The organism is Synechococcus sp. R8-2 (assembly GCF_047461715.1).
GTDB lineage: Bacteria > Cyanobacteriota > Cyanobacteriia > Thermostichales > Thermostichaceae > Thermostichus.
The window spans coordinates 1-16,571 of record NZ_JANSHQ010000087.1 but is presented as its reverse complement, the minus strand read 5'-3'; the positions used below and the strand labels follow the sequence as shown (position 1 = coordinate 16,571).

17 protein-coding genes are annotated in these 16,571 nt (G+C 57.9%); 9 read left to right on the top strand and 8 right to left on the bottom strand.

What is annotated here, in order from left to right; translation table 11 throughout:
• Positions 1-38: 38 nt before the first annotated feature.
• The 5 genes from hisD to NW819_RS02410 all read right to left on the bottom strand — a co-directional run bounded on the left by hisD (position 39) and on the right by NW819_RS02410 (position 4,614).
• Positions 39-1,352: a histidinol dehydrogenase gene (gene hisD, locus NW819_RS02430; RefSeq protein WP_414328849.1), complete on the bottom strand. Its 1,314-nt coding sequence runs from the start codon at positions 1,350-1,352 to the stop codon at positions 39-41.
• Between the two features lie 247 nt (positions 1,353-1,599).
• The gene (locus NW819_RS02425; RefSeq protein WP_414412785.1) at positions 1,600-2,343 is read right to left on the bottom strand and encodes a hypothetical protein; all 744 of its coding nucleotides are present in this window, start codon (positions 2,341-2,343) and stop codon (positions 1,600-1,602) included.
• Positions 2,344-2,461: 118 nt separating this feature from the next.
• On the bottom strand, positions 2,462-3,637 hold the full coding sequence (locus NW819_RS02420; RefSeq protein WP_414412784.1) for an LL-diaminopimelate aminotransferase: 1,176 nt from the start codon (positions 3,635-3,637) through the stop codon (positions 2,462-2,464).
• Positions 3,638-3,686: 49 nt separating this feature from the next.
• On the bottom strand, positions 3,687-4,271 hold the full coding sequence (locus NW819_RS02415) for a TolB family protein (RefSeq protein WP_414412783.1): 585 nt from the start codon (positions 4,269-4,271) through the stop codon (positions 3,687-3,689).
• Positions 4,272-4,329: 58 nt separating this feature from the next.
• The gene (locus NW819_RS02410) at positions 4,330-4,614 is read right to left on the bottom strand and encodes a DUF427 domain-containing protein (RefSeq protein ID WP_414328853.1); all 285 of its coding nucleotides are present in this window, start codon (positions 4,612-4,614) and stop codon (positions 4,330-4,332) included.
• A gap of 231 nt (positions 4,615-4,845) precedes the next feature.
• On the opposite strand from NW819_RS02410, the gene NW819_RS02405 reads away from it, so the two are divergent.
• The 9 genes from NW819_RS02405 to NW819_RS02365 all read left to right on the top strand — a co-directional run bounded on the left by NW819_RS02405 (position 4,846) and on the right by NW819_RS02365 (position 13,826).
• A complete protein-coding gene (locus NW819_RS02405) occupies positions 4,846-6,255 on the top strand; it encodes a DUF697 domain-containing protein (RefSeq protein WP_414356311.1) in 1,410 nt (469 codons plus the stop codon).
• Between the two features lie 48 nt (positions 6,256-6,303).
• A complete protein-coding gene (locus tag NW819_RS02400; protein WP_414412782.1) occupies positions 6,304-7,068 on the top strand; it encodes a peptidase in 765 nt (254 codons plus the stop codon).
• 52 nt (positions 7,069-7,120) lie between these two features.
• On the top strand, positions 7,121-8,107 hold the full coding sequence (gene glyQ, locus NW819_RS02395; protein ID WP_414328660.1) for a glycine--tRNA ligase subunit alpha: 987 nt from the start codon (positions 7,121-7,123) through the stop codon (positions 8,105-8,107).
• 150 nt (positions 8,108-8,257) lie between these two features.
• A complete protein-coding gene (locus tag NW819_RS02390) occupies positions 8,258-8,785 on the top strand; it encodes an NYN domain-containing protein (RefSeq protein ID WP_011431737.1) in 528 nt (175 codons plus the stop codon).
• Between the two features lie 331 nt (positions 8,786-9,116).
• Positions 9,117-10,928, top strand: a complete 1,812-nt coding sequence (gene lepA, locus NW819_RS02385) for a translation elongation factor 4 (RefSeq protein ID WP_414328663.1) — start codon at positions 9,117-9,119, stop codon at positions 10,926-10,928.
• Positions 10,921-11,526: a bis(5'-nucleosyl)-tetraphosphatase (symmetrical) YqeK gene (gene yqeK / locus NW819_RS02380; protein ID WP_414343004.1), complete on the top strand. Its 606-nt coding sequence runs from the start codon at positions 10,921-10,923 to the stop codon at positions 11,524-11,526. Before lepA ends, yqeK begins: the two co-directional genes overlap by 8 nt.
• A gap of 42 nt (positions 11,527-11,568) precedes the next feature.
• Complete coding sequence (rsfS, locus tag NW819_RS02375; RefSeq protein WP_414389770.1) at positions 11,569-11,940, top strand: ribosome silencing factor; 372 nt, start codon at positions 11,569-11,571, stop codon at positions 11,938-11,940.
• Positions 11,941-12,536: 596 nt separating this feature from the next.
• Entirely contained in the window at positions 12,537-12,857 is a 321-nt protein-coding gene (locus tag NW819_RS02370) for a hypothetical protein (RefSeq protein WP_414342999.1), read from the top strand.
• Positions 12,858-12,914: 57 nt separating this feature from the next.
• Positions 12,915-13,826: a histone deacetylase gene (locus NW819_RS02365; RefSeq protein WP_414412781.1), complete on the top strand. Its 912-nt coding sequence runs from the start codon at positions 12,915-12,917 to the stop codon at positions 13,824-13,826.
• Here the strand turns inward: NW819_RS02365 and NW819_RS02360 are convergent.
• The 3 genes from NW819_RS02360 to speD all read right to left on the bottom strand — a co-directional run.
• A complete protein-coding gene (locus NW819_RS02360; protein ID WP_414328669.1) occupies positions 13,823-14,974 on the bottom strand; it encodes an NAD-dependent epimerase/dehydratase family protein in 1,152 nt (383 codons plus the stop codon). The two genes, NW819_RS02365 and NW819_RS02360, sit on opposite strands and share 4 nt — an antisense overlap.
• A gap of 93 nt (positions 14,975-15,067) precedes the next feature.
• The gene (locus NW819_RS02355) at positions 15,068-16,006 is read right to left on the bottom strand and encodes a spermidine synthase (protein ID WP_414412780.1); all 939 of its coding nucleotides are present in this window, start codon (positions 16,004-16,006) and stop codon (positions 15,068-15,070) included.
• A 119-nt stretch (positions 16,007-16,125) separates the two neighbouring features.
• Positions 16,126-16,571, bottom strand: a 446-nt coding sequence (gene speD / locus NW819_RS02350) for an adenosylmethionine decarboxylase (RefSeq protein WP_414412779.1), incomplete at its 5' end; no start/stop codon positions are given.

Below are 16,571 nucleotides of genomic sequence, written 5' to 3'. Positions count from 1 at the left end.
GCTTCCCGGCGGTCTAGCTAACTGCGACCAGGGCTTGATTAGCGCTCCTCCGCCAACCGCACCTGTACCGACTGGCCGTGGGCGGGCAACCCTTCCGCTTGTGTGAGAGCCTGAATGGCGCTGGCCACCTCCCGCAAAGCCGCTGAGCTGTATTGAATCAGACTGGAATGCTTTAGGAAAGTTTCCACCCCCAAAGCCGAGGCATAGCGGGCCGCACCGGCGGTGGGCAAGGTATGGTTGGGGCCAGCCAGGTAATCTCCTACCGCCTCCGGAGTATGGTGGCCCAAGAAAATGGCCCCCGCATGGCGAATGGGATCCAGCAAAGCCCAGGGATCTGCCACCTGCAGTTCCAAATGCTCTGGCGCAAACAGGTTGGACAAAGCCACCGCCGCCGTCAGATCCGGCACCACCGCAATCAGCCCGTAATTCACCACCGACTTTTCCACCATCAGACGGTTGGGATGGGCCTCCATCTGGGTGGCCACTGCCTGCTGCACCTGCTGGGCCAGCTGGAGATCGGTGGTCAGAAGGATGGCCGCCGCCAAGGGATCGTGCTCGGCTTGGGCCAGCAAATCGGCAGCCACATAAAGGGGGTTGGCGCTCTCGTCGGCGATGATCAACACCTCCGATGGCCCGGCCAGCGAGTCGATCCCCACCGTGCCGTACACCAGCTTTTTGGCCAAAGTTACGTAGATGTTGCCGGGGCCGGTGATCACGTCCACCTTGGGGATGGTCTCGGTGCCGTAGGCCAAAGCCCCTATTGCCTGAGCCCCTCCAACGCGATAGATGGTGTGGATGCCTACTTCTTGGGCGGCCACCAAAATGGCCGGGCTAATCCCCTTGCCCCCCGAGCCGTCGGATCCCGGTGGCGTCACCATCACAATCTCGGGCACCCCTGCCACCTGGGCCGGGATGGCGTTCATCAACACCGTGCTGGGATAGGCGGCTCGCCCTCCCGGAATGTAGAGGCCGGCGCGATCCACAGGGCGGTATTGCTTGCCCAAGACGATCTCAGGGCCGGGAAAGCTTACCCAACTGCTGGGCACCCGCTGCCGGTGAAAAGCTTCAATGCGCTGCTTGGCCAGCCGTAGGGCTGAAAGCAACTGCGGAGATACCGCCTGGTAAGCTGCCTCTAGCTCGGCCCCAGACACCTTCAGCTCGGCAACGCTCAGCTCCACCTGGTCGAACTCAGCCGTATAGGTCAGCAGGGCCCGATCCCCCTGACGGCGTACCGCTTGCAGGATCTCCCGCACAGTTGCTTCGCGGTGCAGGTTCTGGTCAGCCTGAGTGCGCTCCGAGATCCGTCTGAGCTCGGCTTCAGCCTCGGCTAGCTGGGTGACGATTCTCAGCATAGCGACTCCTTCGCGTAGAGTGCCGCAACCCCATAGTAACGAGGGATCCGGCGGCATCGCGGTAGCAAAGCGGATCTTTCGCTGGGTCGGCTTGCGGCGACAAGAAGGGACATCCCCAGGCAGGGATCTTGTCTGCACCTGGCGCGATCCGGGTTGATCATGGTCATAGCTTAGCCTGGATTTTCCTCGACCAAGAGCCGGGTAGAGTTCGCCGATAGCCCTACTTAGGAAAAAGCCTGCCCCTTTTTCATAGGCGCAGTTCTGTCGATTTGATCAAGTTGCGAAAATCGTGGATTACCTCTTCACAGCGACGGAAAAAAGCCAGCACCCAATCCCGTAGCACCCTTTGCTGAGATTCGTCCAGTTCCTTGAGGGATCCCCGGTAGTGGATCTGGCCGCTGCGCTCGATCTCGAACTGGTTCAGCCATTCTGCTTTGGATCCCTGGCGTTCCACCACTTCCTGCCGTGCTGCCTTCCAATAGTTGACGATCACCGCCTTGCCCAAATAGCCGGTTGTCATCTGGCAGAGACGGTTCAGAGATTGCACGAAGACATCCATCTCCATGCGCGGGCCCGCCGCAGGAGCGGAACTGGGCTGGGTAGCGTTCCGGCCTGCCTCCGCCTGGCTGGTAAATAGACGAAAGGTGGCCAAGCCCTTTGGCGTATCCTGCTGCAGCTCGGCTCGCAGGCGGTTCACGGCCAAGGTGTAAACCGGCATCACCAGCTCGTCATTCACCGCCACCAGCAGCGCCCATTCCGGCCCAAGGGGGTAAACGAAAACCCGCTGCTCGGCAAACTGAAAGTCAAAATAGTCAAGTCCTGGGGGCATGGTCTGCAAAACTTGAAACAGCCCTTCGGTAAGGGCTTGCTGCTGTCGGCTATCCAAATCCTGAAAAGAGCGGTAGAAGAAAGGGCGACCTGCCCGACTCAAGAGCGCCACCCCCATCACCCCGCGGATGGACAAAAAACTGTCGAGCGTTTCCTTCTCCATGCCCACTCAACTTGGGTAACACTCTTATCCTGACTTAGATTGCCCGAGGGTGGGCGAGCACAACCAACCGAGAGCTGGATGCTCGATGTTTGGGATTGATGTTTGGGATTTAGGAAATTCACTGGGACAAAAACGCCTCGATCCGTCCCACCGCCTCCTCCAGACGGGATCCCTCGACCACCAAAGCAAAGCGGACATAGCCTTCCCCACTGGGGCCAAAGCCAGAACCCGGAGACAGGGCAACCCCTGTGGCTCTCACCAAGTCCAAACAAAACTGGGCAGAAGAGCCGCGATAAAACTCCGGCAAAGGCGCCCACAGATACATGGTGGCCTCCGGCAAAGGCACAGGCCAACCGATGCGGTGTAGAGCCGCCACAGCTATATCCCGTCGCTCGCGGTACACCTGCCGCCAGCGCTCCAAAAAACTATCGGGAACTGCCAAAGCCGCTGCTGCCCCCCGCAGAATGCCCTGGTATTGGTGGAAGTCGATGGTGGATTTCACCCATCGCAGGGCTCGGATCAGCTCCCGGCTGCCAATGGCGTAGGCTACCCGGAATCCCCCCATGTGATAGGACTTGGAGAGAGAAAAAAACTCGATGGTGCGGGTTTTATCGGGATCCGCCTGCAGCGCGGAAGGGGCTACCTGGCCGTCGAAACGCCAGTCCACATAGGGAAAATCGTGGGCCAGAACGATGTCGTGCTGTTGACAGAATTGTAGGGTTTCCTGCCAAAACTCCGGGGTGACGGTGGCAGTGGTGGGGTTGTGGGGGTAGTTCAGCACCAGCAACCGTGCCTGCCGGCAGATTGCCTCCGGGATCCGATCCCACTGGGGCAAGAAGCGGTTTTCCGCCCGCAGGGGCAGGTAGTAGGGGATCCCGCCCGCCAGATGGATCCCGCCCGCATGAGAGGGATAGGCCGGATCGGCGACCAAGGCAACATCGCCAGGATTGAGCAAAGCCAGGGGCAAGAGGGCCGTCCCCTGCTGGGATCCGATCAACGGCAGCACCTCTGTTTCCGGATCGATCTCCAGGCCGAACTTGCCCCTGTACCACTTGGCGCAGGCAGACCGAAAGTCCGCCGTGTCGTGAAACAGCGTGTAGCCATAGGTAGAGGGATCCGACAGAGCCGATTGGATGGCCGCCAAGGAGTCTGAAGGTGGGGGCAGATCGGAGGATCCCAGAGACAGATCGATCACATCGAGGCCAGAGCGACGAGCCTCTCGCTTGGCTCGATCCATTTGGTCAAACACATTGCCGCCGAGGGGCTGAAGTCGCTGGGCGAGGGGAATCGACATGCAACAACTCTTGCAAAGCAGGGGGGTCTATCCTAGCTTGAGGATCCCCTCAGGGATTGTCGTCAGCATTGGGGGAAGAAGGTGAGGTTGGACGCGTGCTGGCCGCCGGCCCCCGGTCGAAAATCTCGATGTGCCACTGTCCTTTGCCGTTGCTCTCGAAGGCGATAAACCGGCCATCGCCGCTGATGGTGGGGTTGCGCACATCTCCTGGCACCCGGCTGCTGATGTTTTCTATCCTGCGAGTTTCCCGGTCGTAGAGGAAGATCTCAGACTTGCCCAGAGCATTGGAGACATAGACGATGTAGCGGCCATCGGCGCTGATGTCGGGCGAGGTGGCCGCCACGTCGCTGGAGTTGAGGCCGGGCAGATCCACCAAGCGACGTTCCACCGTGTCGTAGAGAAAAATATCCTGGCTGCCGCTGCGGGCCGAGGAAAACACCAGGTAGCGGCCATCTCCGTTGAAAGCAGGCTCCCCATCGGGGAAGATGCTGTTGAGGCCACTGTTGGTCAGGCTGGGACGCGGGGTGCGAAAACCTGCGGGGCTGCAGCCCAACAGCACCAGGCTCAATCCGGCCAGGCCCAGCTTTCTCGCCCACCGGGCCGCGCCAAACAGGATCCGGCCATTGGTCAGCATGGCATCGCCTCTCCAACCCACTCTTCCCATCATACCCGGTTGACAAACTCGGCTCCGGCTAGGGCTCCACCTTGACACCCTTCCAGAAGGCCACATAGCCGCGGATGTTGGCCGCAGCGGGTTTGGGATCCGGGTAGTACCAGGCGGCATCTTTGTTCTCCTGGCCGTTGACCACGAGGGTGTAGTAGCTGGCCTCCCCCTTCCAGGGGCAGGTGGTGTGGGTAGAGCTGGGCTGGAAGTATTCCCGGCGCAGAGATTCCGGCGGAAAATAGATGTTGCCTTCTACGGTTTCGTAGCGGTCTGTCTCCGCCACCACTACCCCATTCCAGATAGCCCTGGGCATGGAAAACCTCCTCTTGCCAAGTTTTGGATATCGGATTTTTGAGTTGCGGATCCCGGCGGCTGAGGCCGCCTTGCTTTGAGCTTAACTCTTCCCTTCCTCTTATGATCGTCTTGTATTGTCCCTTGTATTGTCCGATGAGAAGCTCTCTGTCCGGTGGGGAAGCCTGCCGATCCCGAGAGCAAAGTGGAGTCTTTTAAGGGCTGCTTCCTACCGCTATTGAGCGCTACGGCTATGGCTCGCCGCAACACCCTACAAGATGACCTCAACTACCAACAAGCCAAGCGCAGCCTGCGCCAGTGGGTGGCCCAACTGGATCTGCGCCCCCAAGAGGTCGCGGGCTTAGAAGGGGAGTTGGAGAGCTTGCAAGCGCTCTTGGACAAGCTGGAAACCGAGGTCATCCACATCGCCGCCTTTGGTCTGGTGGGGCGAGGCAAGTCTTCCCTGCTCAATGCCCTGCTGGGCGAGCCAGTCTTTGAGACGGGGCCCACCCATGGCATCACCCGTACCCAGCAAGCGGCAACTTGGAACATCAGCTGGGAAACCCGCCCCCAGTCCTCCTTCTCTGGCACATCCCTGCAGGGATCCCGCCTCCCCCCTTCCTCGGTGCAGTCGGTACAGGTCGCCCATTGGCAGGGATCCCGTCTGGAGCTGATCGACACTCCCGGCCTGGATGAAGTAGACGGCGAAGAGCGGGCGCGGCTGGCCCGAGAAGTGGCGCAGCGGGCGGATTTGATCCTGTTTGTCGTCTGCGGGGATCTGACGCGGGTGGAGTTTGAGGCTCTGGCCACCCTGCGGGAGGCGGGCAAGCCTATGCTGCTGGTGTTCAACAAGATCGACCAGTACCCAGAGGCAGATCGCCAGGCCATTTACGACAAGATCCGCAACGAACGGGTGCGGCAGCTCCTTTCCCCCGACGAGATCGTCATGGTGGCGGCCTCCCCTCGCGTACCCCGCCTGGTGCAAAGGCCGGATGGGAGCTTTGCTGCCCAGATGGAAGTGGGATCCCCGCAGGTGGATGAGCTGCGCCTGAAAATCCTGGAAGTCCTGCATCGGGAGGGGCGTTCGCTGCTGGCCTTGAATGCCCTCCTGTTTGCCGATCGGGTTAACCAGCAGGTAATTGAGCGCAAGCTGCAAACCCGTGCCCAGCAAGCCCAAGACCTCATCGCCTCAGCCGCCCGCACCAAAGCGCTGGCGGTTGCCCTCAACCCCATCACCCTGCTCGATACCTTGGGAGGGCTGGCCATCGATGTCACCCTGATCCTGCGCCTGGCCCGCCTGTACGGCTGGCCCATGAGCACTGCAGGAGCCACACAACTGCTGCAGAAGATCATCCTCAGCATGCTCAGCCTGGGCGCCGGCGAGTGGGTGGCGCTGTTGGGCCTGGGATCCCTGAAAACCTTGCTGGGGGGATTCTCTCTGGGAGCCTACGGTTCCGTGGCCCTGACGCAGGCGGTGTTGGCCGGGTTTTCCTGCTATGCCATCGGCGAGTCCGCCCGCCGCTACCTGGCCCAGGGAGCCAGTTGGGGGCCAGAGGGCCCCAAAGCCGCCATAGCCCAGATTTTGGCCGATTTGGACGAAGCCTCGATCACCGCCCGCCTGCGGGAGGAAATCCGCCACAAAATCGGATTTGCTTTCCCCTGAACCTCTACAATCGCCTCTACAATCAGAGAGCCGAGCCGCATCGTTCGCATGACCTACTGCCTTGGCATCATCACCCGCTTTGGCTTGGTGATGGCGGCAGATTCCCGCACCAACGCCGGGGTGGACTACGTCTCCACCTATCAAAAGCTGTTCGATTTTTCCGTGCCCGAAGAACGGGTGATCTTGATCTGCACGTCCGGCAACCTGTCCATCACCCAGGGCGTTTTGACCGAAGTGCAGCGGGATCTGCGCCAACCGGAAAGTACCAATCTCCACACCTTTCCCCACCTCTACGACGTGGCCCGCTACCTGGGATCCAAGATTCGGTACATCCAGGAGCAAGACCGACCCTGGCTGGAAAAGGACGGTATCGACGCCCAGTGCAGCCTGTTGTTGGGGGGACAGATCCGAGGCGAGGAGCCGGCCCTCTTTTTGATCTACAGCCAGGGCAACTGCATCCAGGCCACCCCGGAAACCCCTTTTTTGCAGGTGGGGGAAACCAAATACGGCAAGCCAATCTTGGATCGCACCCTCTCCTACGAAACCTCGCTAGCAGATGCGGCCAAATGCGCTCTCCTCTCCATTGACTCCACCATGAAATCCAACATCTCCGTCGGCCCCCCCATCGATTTGGTGATGGTGCAAGCGGATCAGTTCAAGGTCACCCACCGTCTGCGCCTGCGCACCGGGGATCCCTACCTGGCCAAGATGCGCAAACTGTGGGAGAGCGCCCTCAAACAAGCCTTCGACCAAATGCCCCCCATCGAGTGGGACTACTCGGATCCAGCTGATCGGGAAGAGCTGCTCGACTGAGAGGAGGAGATTGGTAGGATAGGGGTTAATCCATCTCTGCCCAACCCCTGCCATGTCAGCCCACACCTTTCAAGACTTGATCTTTCGCCTGCAACAGTTTTGGGGGGAGCAGGGCTGCTTGATCCTACAACCCTACGACCTGGAAAAAGGCGCCGGCACCATGAGCCCCCACACGTTTTTGCGCGCCTTGGGGCCGGATCCCTGGCGAGTGGCCTATGTCGAACCCTGTCGCCGCCCCACCGATGGACGCTACGGTCAAAACCCCAATCGCCTGCAGCACTATTTTCAATACCAAGTGTTGATCAAGCCCTCCCCCGATGACATTCAAGATGTGTACCTAAATAGCCTGCAAGCTTTGGGCGTGAACCCGGCAGAACACGATGTTCGCTTTGTGGAAGATGACTGGGAATCTCCCACCTTGGGGGCTTGGGGCGTGGGCTGGGAAGTGTGGCTGGACGGCATGGAAGTAACCCAGTTTACCTACTTTCAGCAGGTGGGCGGACAAGATTGTCGCCCGGTTTCTGTAGAAATTACCTATGGGCTAGAGCGCCTGGCCATGTATCTGCAGGGGGTGGATTCGGTTTTCGATCTCTGCTGGAATGAGCATCCTTCTCTGGGACGGATTACCTATGGACAAATCTATTTCCAAAATGAGGTCGAGCAATCTTATTACAACTTCGAGTATTCCGATCCGGAGATGCTACTGGAATTGTTCCGGCTCTACGAAGCCGAGGCCAAGCGTTTGATCGAAACCACCCAACAGAAACTGCAGAAACAGGTGTTGCCGGATCGGTTGGCCGTGTCTCTGCTCCTGCCCGCCTACGACTATGTGCTCAAGTGCTCCCACACCTTTAACCTGCTCGACGCTCGTGGTGTCATTGCTGTAGCCGAGCGCACCCTCTACATTGGGCGCATCCGTAACCTGGCTCGACAATTGGCGGAGCTGTACGTTAGCCAAGCCGATCGACCGGGATCCAGCTATGCCCTGCGGCAACCGGAACCCGCTTTGGTTTACAGGGGTGCCTCTCCCCAGAGTTAATTCTTGAGAAAGGGATCCCACCTTTGGCTATGATGAGAGATTGGTGTCAGCAAGGTGCTGGCTGCCCAAATGGCTCTTGTGGAAAGTCAGTGACCTCGTTTTCATCCTCTTTTTCTGACCAGTTCACCTTACTTTTTTCGGAAAAGCTTTATGTTTTACCATCATCCCGTCACTCGGGTTTCCATCTTTATTGATGGCAATAATATGTTTTATGCTCAACAGAAAAATGGCTGGTTTTTTGACCCACGCCGGGTGCTGGATTATTTTGTTAGATCACAGCCGAATGTTGAATTGGTCAACGCCTTTTGGTACACCGGCATCAAGGATCCCCATGATCAGAGGGCCTTTCGAGACGCTCTGATCAGCATGGGCTTCACTGTGCGCACCAAGATCCTCAAAGAATATCGAGATGAAGACTCCGGTCGGTACTCCCAAAAAGCAAATCTGGATATCGAAATAGTAATCGATATGTTCAACACCGTTGGCCAGTACGATAGGATCATTCTATTTAGCGGCGATGGAGATTTTGAGCGGGCCGTCGAGTTGTTGCGTTCTAAAAACACGCTGATTACAGTTGTCTCCACCGAAGGGATGATCGCCCGCGAGCTGCGCAACGCCACCGACCGCTACATCGACCTCAATGACATTCGCCCCTACATTGAGAAGTTAGACAAGTAGTGCTTTGGGCAGGGTTCTGGACTGCTTCCTCTGCCGTCGGGTCAGACCCATAGCCTCCTGGCGAGCTGGCGACAACACCGCCTAAGTTCGTTCTGGCTTTTTCCCCTTCATGGGATCCCATCCCTGCCACACAAGCGGCACGTCTGTTGTACCGGCTCTAGTCAGCGCTGCCGGAAAGGAGCTGTCCCGGCCAATTCCAGTAGGGTGCTCTGGTGTCCGGCAGAAGGGCTGTGTCTTCTCCCCTTGGCAGCCAACTTCTGGGCAACCTCAGTTCAGGCAGGGGAGCAGAGAGGCTAGCATTGTAAAAAATCTTTGCCCTGATCAGGTTTTTATGACCGGCGTTCCTGTCTCCCGTATTCGCAACTTTTCCATCATCGCCCACATCGACCACGGCAAATCCACCCTCGCCGATCGCCTCCTGCAGGAAACGGGCACCGTTTCAGCCCGCGAGATGAAGCCGCAACTGCTGGACAGCATGGAACTGGAGCGGGAACGGGGCATTACCATCAAGCTGCAAGCGGCCCGCATGAACTACCGTGCCCAAGACGGCCAAGATTATGTTTTGAACCTGATCGATACGCCGGGGCATGTGGACTTCACCTACGAAGTCTCCCGCTCCCTGGCCGCCTGTGAAGGGGCGCTGCTGGTGGTGGATGCCTCTCAAGGGGTGGAGGCCCAAACCCTGGCCAACGTCTACCTGGCCCTGGAGAACAACCTGGAAATTATTCCGGTGATCAACAAAATCGACCTGCCGGGCGCCGAGCCGGAGCGGGTGATTGCCGAGATTGAGCAGGTGATCGGCCTTGATTGCAGCGGGGCAATCCTCGCCTCTGCCAAGGTGGGTATTGGCATTCAAGAGATTCTGGAGGCCATTGTGCAGCGGGTGCCCCCCCCACGGGATACAGTGGCGGATCCCTTGCGGGCCTTGATTTTCGATAGCTATTACGACGCCTATCGCGGCGTGATCGTCTATGTGCGCATCATGGACGGGGAGGTGAAAACGGGGGACAAGATTTGCTTTATGGCCTCTGGCCGAGAATACGAGATTACCGAGCTGGGGGTGATGCGTCCCAACCAAGAGCCGGTGGATGCCCTACATGCGGGCGAGGTGGGCTACATGGCCGCCGCCATCAAGAGCGTGGAACACGCCCGTGTTGGGGATACCATCACACTGGTGAATCGCAAAGCTCCTGAGCCCCTGCCCGGCTACAAAGAAGCCAAGCCGATGGTGTTTTGTGGCCTGTTCCCCAGCAGCTCCGATCAGTACGCCGAACTCAAAGAGGCTCTGGAAAAGCTCAAGCTCAACGATGCTGCCCTGTACTTTGAGCCAGAAATTTCCAGCGCCATGGGCTTCGGCTTCCGCTGTGGTTTTCTGGGCCTGCTGCACATGGAGGTGGTGCAGGAACGCCTAGAGCGGGAGTACAATCTCGATCTGGTGATCACAGCTCCGACGGTGGTGTACCAAGTTACCCTCAACAACGGCTCTGTGATTCGGGTGGACAATCCCAGCAAGCTGCCTCCCCCCAACGAGCGCACCAGCATTGAGGAGCCGATTGTCAGGGTAGAGGTGATTCTTCCTGAGGAATTTGTCGGTACCGTGATGGAGCTGTGTGAGACCAAACGCGGCACTTTTAAAGACATGAAATATCTGGCGCAGGGTCGGACTACGCTGGTGTATGAGCTGCCTCTGGCGGAAGTGGTCACCGACTTTTTCGACCAGTTGAAATCGCGCACTCGTGGTTATGCCAGCATGGACTACCAAATGATTGGCTATCGCGCCGATGATTTGGTGCGTTTGGACATTTTGATCAACGGCGATGTGGTGGATTCTCTATCCACAATTGTGCATCGGGACAAAGCTTTTTATGTAGGCCGTTCCCTAGTTGCCAAGTTACGAGAGCTGATCCCACGCCATCAATTTGAAGTGCCCATTCAGGCAGCAATTGGCTCTAAAGTGATTGCTCGTGAAACCATACCAGCCCTGCGCAAAAACGTCTTGGCCAAATGCTACGGAGGAGATGTGACCCGCAAACGCAAGCTTTTGGAAAAACAAAAAGAGGGGAAAAAACGCATGAAGGCGGTGGGAACGGTGGATGTGCCCCAAGAAGCGTTTATGGCCGTGCTGAAGCTGCAGAATGACTAGTGCGATGGGCACTCAACTGGGGCGGGAAGAGGTGTTGGCCTGGCTACAGGAGCGGGTGTCTCCTCCTCGCCTCCGCCATATCTTGGGGGTAGAGGGGATGGCCCGACAGCTGGCGGCCCACTACGGGCTGGATGAGCAGAAAGCTGCTTGGGCAGGGCTGATGCACGACTTGGCCAAGGCTTTCCCGCCGGAGCAACTGTTGCAAAGGGTGGCTCAGGAACGGGAGCTGGATGAAATTGAGCGGGCCGAACCTCACATCCTGCACGCTGAGGTGGGATCCCTGGTGGCGCGGGAGCAGTTTCAGGTACAGGACCCGGAGATTTTGGCGGCCATTGCCAACCACACGCTAGGGCAGCCCGGCATGGATCCGCTCAGTTGCGTGGTTTTCGTGGCCGATGCCCTGGAGCCGAATCGGGGCAACAGCCCAGAATTGGAGCGGTTGCGGCAGATGGCTTTTGTAGATTTGTCTAAAACCGTAGTGGGAGTATGTGACTTGAGCCTAAAATTTTTGCTAGACCGGAATCAGGTGGTTCATCCGCGCACACTCATGACTCGGAATCATTTTTTGTTACATCCTTTAGAAAAAGCGGTGTCCTAGGTTAACTCAGTCGTTTCAGGAGGGTTTTAGTTGCTACATCTCATGCCTGACCCTGCTGGGGATCCCATCTATTGCATGGCGCTGAGTGCAGCTCGCGCGGCAGAAGAGAAAAAAGGTGGCGATATCGTTCTGCTGGATGTATCCCAAGTCTCCACTTTGGCAGATTACTTTCTTCTGGTCAGCGGCTACTCGCTCACGCAAGTCCGCGCCATTGCCCGAGCAATTGAGGAAAAGGTTTGGGACGAGTGGAAACAAACTCCGCGCCGCATCGAAGGGCAGGAATCGGCCTCTTGGATACTGATCGACTATGCCGATCTCATTGTCCATGTGATTATGCAACAGGAAAGGGACTACTATGACCTAGAGTCTTTCTGGATCCAGGCTCAGCGAGTCGATCTGCCCATAGCAGGCTAAATCTATTTGTTTTGGATCCCTGGATTTGGCAGTTCTTCAGGTCTTGGAGCCAAGGGAAGAGTTGCTCTTTACAACTCTTTAACTGCCTTCCAGGGCCTCCTTGACAGACAGAAGTTTTAGTCAATTGTCAAGAAATATGTAAGTTTCTTAATATTCCCGCAATTTCTTACACAGTCACGTGTTAGGGTAGTGAATGACAAATAGCTGAGTAAGATCTTCCTGCCTTTTGCAGTCGAGTTTCTATAGTCTTTGTTAAACGCTCTACCTTGTTTCTCTTGAACGCTGATAATTCTTCGTTGGTACTGAATACCAGCAAAAAGATTTTCCAGCTGCTGATGGCTCCTATTGGCTGCTTTCAGCGGCAAGTGGAAAGGCAAACGAGGCGAATAGAGGAGGCAAGGATTGGCTGCACAAGAGGATCTTACGAACGAAACCGCAACTTCTTCCCGACGGCAGACTTAACTGCAACCGGCTTAAATGGTCGGCCTGTAGGCAAAATCCGGTGCCAAAAGCAGCGGAGGAAGATGGGGAAGCAGCGTTTTTTGTTTAATGTCTGTTTTTAAGAGCGACAGGGATTTTTAGGAGGGACATTCATCATGGAAAAGATGTTGGTTAATATCGTCGAGTACCTGGCATTGGGAGAACTGGAAACTATCCTCTCCACTGAGCACCCCCATCAACAGGTGTTTCATGACGCTAGGGAGCGGGAAGCGATGATGCAGCAGATCCTAAACCGGGTCCCCGCCATCTACATGTGGCTGGCTGCCGATGAGTGTCCCAGCCGCGATCAACTCAATTCCTCTGAGCTGGAATTGCTGCGGTCGGTAGTGCGGGATGTGGTCAATCAAAAACTCCAACAAGCCTCTTTTGGCCTTGACCCCTATGCGGGATCCATGTCAGAGGTCTTCTACGGATAGAGGGGGCGGGCTTAAGCTACACTGCAAAGGCGTTGCCTTAGCTTGTTGCCTCTGCCCATGTTGCCTGTTTACTATTCTGATATTTTCCTCAGCCACGATACTGGGCCATTTCACCCCGAGCGTCCGGCTCGCTTGCAGTCCATTGTTAAGGCGCTGCGTGGTGCCCCTTTTGCCAACCAGTTGGAATGGCGGGATCCCCCCTTGGCGGAGCTGGCAGAGCTGGAGCGAGTACACTCGCGTCGGCACATTCAACAGGTGGCTGAGTTGGCAGCAGCAGGTGGGGGACGCATCGATGCCGACACTGCTCTCTCGGGGAGAAGTTTTGAGGCAGCGCGCCTGGCTGTGGGAGCTTGGATTGCCGGCTCTGCTTCGGTTTTGGCCACCGCTCAGCCGGCTTTGGTGCTGTGTCGTCCGCCTGGGCATCACGCAGAGCCAGAACGGGCAATGGGGTTTTGTTTATTCAGCAACGCAGCCATTGCGGCGCTGTGGGCGCTGGATCAGCCGGGGGTGAAGCGGGTGGCGATTTTCGATTGGGATGTTCACCACGGCAACGGCACGCAGGCGGTGGTGGAGCGCTATCCCCAACTGGCCTATGCCTCCATCCATCAGTTTCCCCTCTACCCCGGCACCGGCTCCGCTCGCGAAACCGGGATCCACGGCAACCTCTGCAACGTGCCTTTGCCTGCCGGCTCGGGTTGGTTGGCCTACAAAAAGGCCCTCGACGAGAAGATCTTGCCGTTCTTGCAAGCGTTCCAGCCGGATTTGCTGCTGGTGAGCGCCGGCTTCGACTGTGCCAAAGGGGATCCCCTGGCCGGTATGCAGCTAGAGCCGGAAGCCTTTGGCCGCATGGCCCGCCTTTGCCTGGAGCAGGTGACCCGCAAAACCCTCTTCGGCTTGGAAGGCGGCTATAACCTGGACAACCTGGCGCGCGGCTGGCTGAGCCTGGCCCAAGCTTGCCTGGAGAGTTAACCTTTCCACTTCACCTTGGGTAAAATCTGCCGCACATCCACCCGATCCTTGTACTTGAGAGCAAAGTTGAGCAGCGAATCCAAGAGGGAATCGGACAGATAGTGGGGCTGGAGGCCCAGGTCTAGGAGCTTGGTGTTTTTGGCGTTGTAGTAGTGCTCTTCCAGCTCGACGCGGGGGTTCTCCAGGTGGTTGATTTCCACCTTCAGGCCCATGGTGGCTCCCGCCTTTTGCACCAGCAACGCCAGTTGCTCAACACTAAATTGCTCTGTGAACTGGTTCATCACCCGGAATTGGCCCGGCTCGGCAGGGTGAGCAATGGCCAGCTCCACGCAGCGCACCGTGTCGCGGATATCCAGGAAACCGCGGGTCTGGCCGCCCTTGCCATACACTGTCAGCGGATGGCCCACGGCAGCCTGAATGCAGAAGCGGTTTAGAGCCGTGCCGAATACACCATCGTAGTCAAGGCGGTTGATCAGCACCTCGTCCATGCCGGTTTCTTCTGTGAGCACGCCGTACACCACTCCTTGGTTGAGGTCGGTGGCCCGCAGGCCCCAGACGCGGCAGGCGAAGTGGATGTTGTGGCTGTCGTGTACTTTGGAGAGGTGATACATGGATCCCGGCTGCTTGGGGTAGGGCAGGGTATCCTTGCGGCCATTGTGCTCGATGGTGATGTACCCCTCCTCAATGTCGATGTTGGGGGTGCCATACTCACCCATGGTGCCCAGCTTCACCAGGTGGCAATCGGGAAATTCCTCCTTGATGGCGTAGAGGATGTTCAAGGTGCCCACCACGTTGTTCACCTGGGTCATCACCGCATGCTCGCGGCTGATCATCGAGTAAGGGGCAGAGCGCTGCTCGCCAAAGTGAACAATGGCCTCCGGCGGGAAGCGGCGCATGCAGGAGATCAGGGCTTCGTAGTTGGTAACGTCGCAGACAAAGATGGGAATGTCCTTGCCGGTTAGCCCCTTCCAGCAATCCACCCGTTGCTCTAGCTGGGCAATTGGGGTCAGGGTAGAAACCCCCAGTTGCAGATCCCAGAGGCGGCGGACGTAGGAATCGAGAATGGCCACCTCATAACCCCTGTTGGATAGGTATAGGGCCGTCGCCCAGCCACAGTATCCGTCACCACCAATAACCAAGACTCTCATTAGGGAAGCAAAATTCGGCTGCAGACGAATCTACCAAGTTATGGCACCAAAGACAAACTCTCCTGGGATCCCTTCGGGGTGCTGGATAGCCCCTTATTCGATGCGAGGCGGGTTGTCCAGGGTATAAACCGTGGTCTCGGCGGCAATGGCGCGGCGCAGGTGAGCTGGGACTTGGTAGAGGCCCAGAAGGGTAATGCCATCGATGAATTGCAGTGCCCCCCGCTCGGGATCCAACTGTTGGCTCAGCATCTGGTCGATCTGCTCCGGCTCTGGCCTGGAGGGGATGGGATCCTGAGCTGCCAGGGCAAAACCCAGCGGGCCACCGTAGGTGGGGGCATAGATGGAGTAGGGCTGCACAGCGGCAAACACCGTTTTCAGGGTGCGAACAATGCGGGTGTGCTGGGGCAGCTCAACCGGCCCCGTCGGCCCGGCTTGGATGGTGAAAGCCCCATCGGGCTGCAACTTGGAGCGAATCTGGCGGAAAAACTCCTGGGTGAAGAGGCGATAGGCAGGGCCGGACTCAATGGGATCGGAGAGATCGGAAAGGATCACATCCCAAATGGGGCCTGTTTCTTGGAGAAAATCCAAGGCATCGGCAATCACCACCTCCACCCGCGGATCTTCAAAGGATCCCTGGTGCATTTCCGGCAGGTGCTCTCGGCAGGCTGCCACCACCTCCCCATCGATGTCCACCATCACCACCTGCTCCACCGAGCGCCAACGCAGCACCTCCCGCAGCGTTGCCCCTTCTGCCCCCCCCAACACCAGTACCCGCCGGGGGATCCCGCCCGCTTGGACAACCTGCACCATAGCCGGATGAACCAAAGCCTCGTGGTACAGAAACTCATCCACGGTAGTGGATTGCCAATGCCCATCCAGCATCAGACCCTTGCCGAAGGCCCCCGTCTCGGCGATCAGCATCTCCTGGAAAGGGGTTTTTCGGTAGGCCAAGATGCGCGTGACGGCACGGGCGGTGTAGTCCCAAGGGGTAAAGTACTCCTGAACCCAGAAGAAACTTCTCGGGCTGCTCATAAGCACCTCGCTACAGCTTTTTCCAGCAACATAGACTGACCTCTGGGGTGAATCGGATCCCACCCAGCCTACAGATGGCCCCCATGACAGTTTGGAAAAAGCTGCGATTGGCGAAGATCTCAGCGCCTTCGTCGGCTCGCTTCGCAGGTGAGCACCTCAGCCGAGTCTGGGGCCTCTTCCAGGAGTGTCGGTTGCGCGGTGCGGCGGGGCACCTTGCGCAGGGAATATCGTCGCGCTTGAAACACGTCGATCAGATATTCACAGGCCGCTTCCGGTCGGGTGTGGCGACCACAGGTGAACACATCCACCGCCGCGTAGCCCGCTTCGGGCCAGGTGTGAATGGAGATGTGGGATTCCCCCAAAAGAGCGAGGGCTGTAATCCCCTGCGGCTCAAATGGATGGCACAGCTCTCCCAAAAAGGTGGAGTTGGAGCGTCTGGCTGCCTCTCGCAAAGCCTGTTGCACCAGAGAGGCATCATCCAAAAGTTTGGCCGGGCAGTCGTAAAGCTCCAGGATACAGTGGATCCCGATCAGAGCTGGAGACCTATCCCCTAATTGGCCAGATA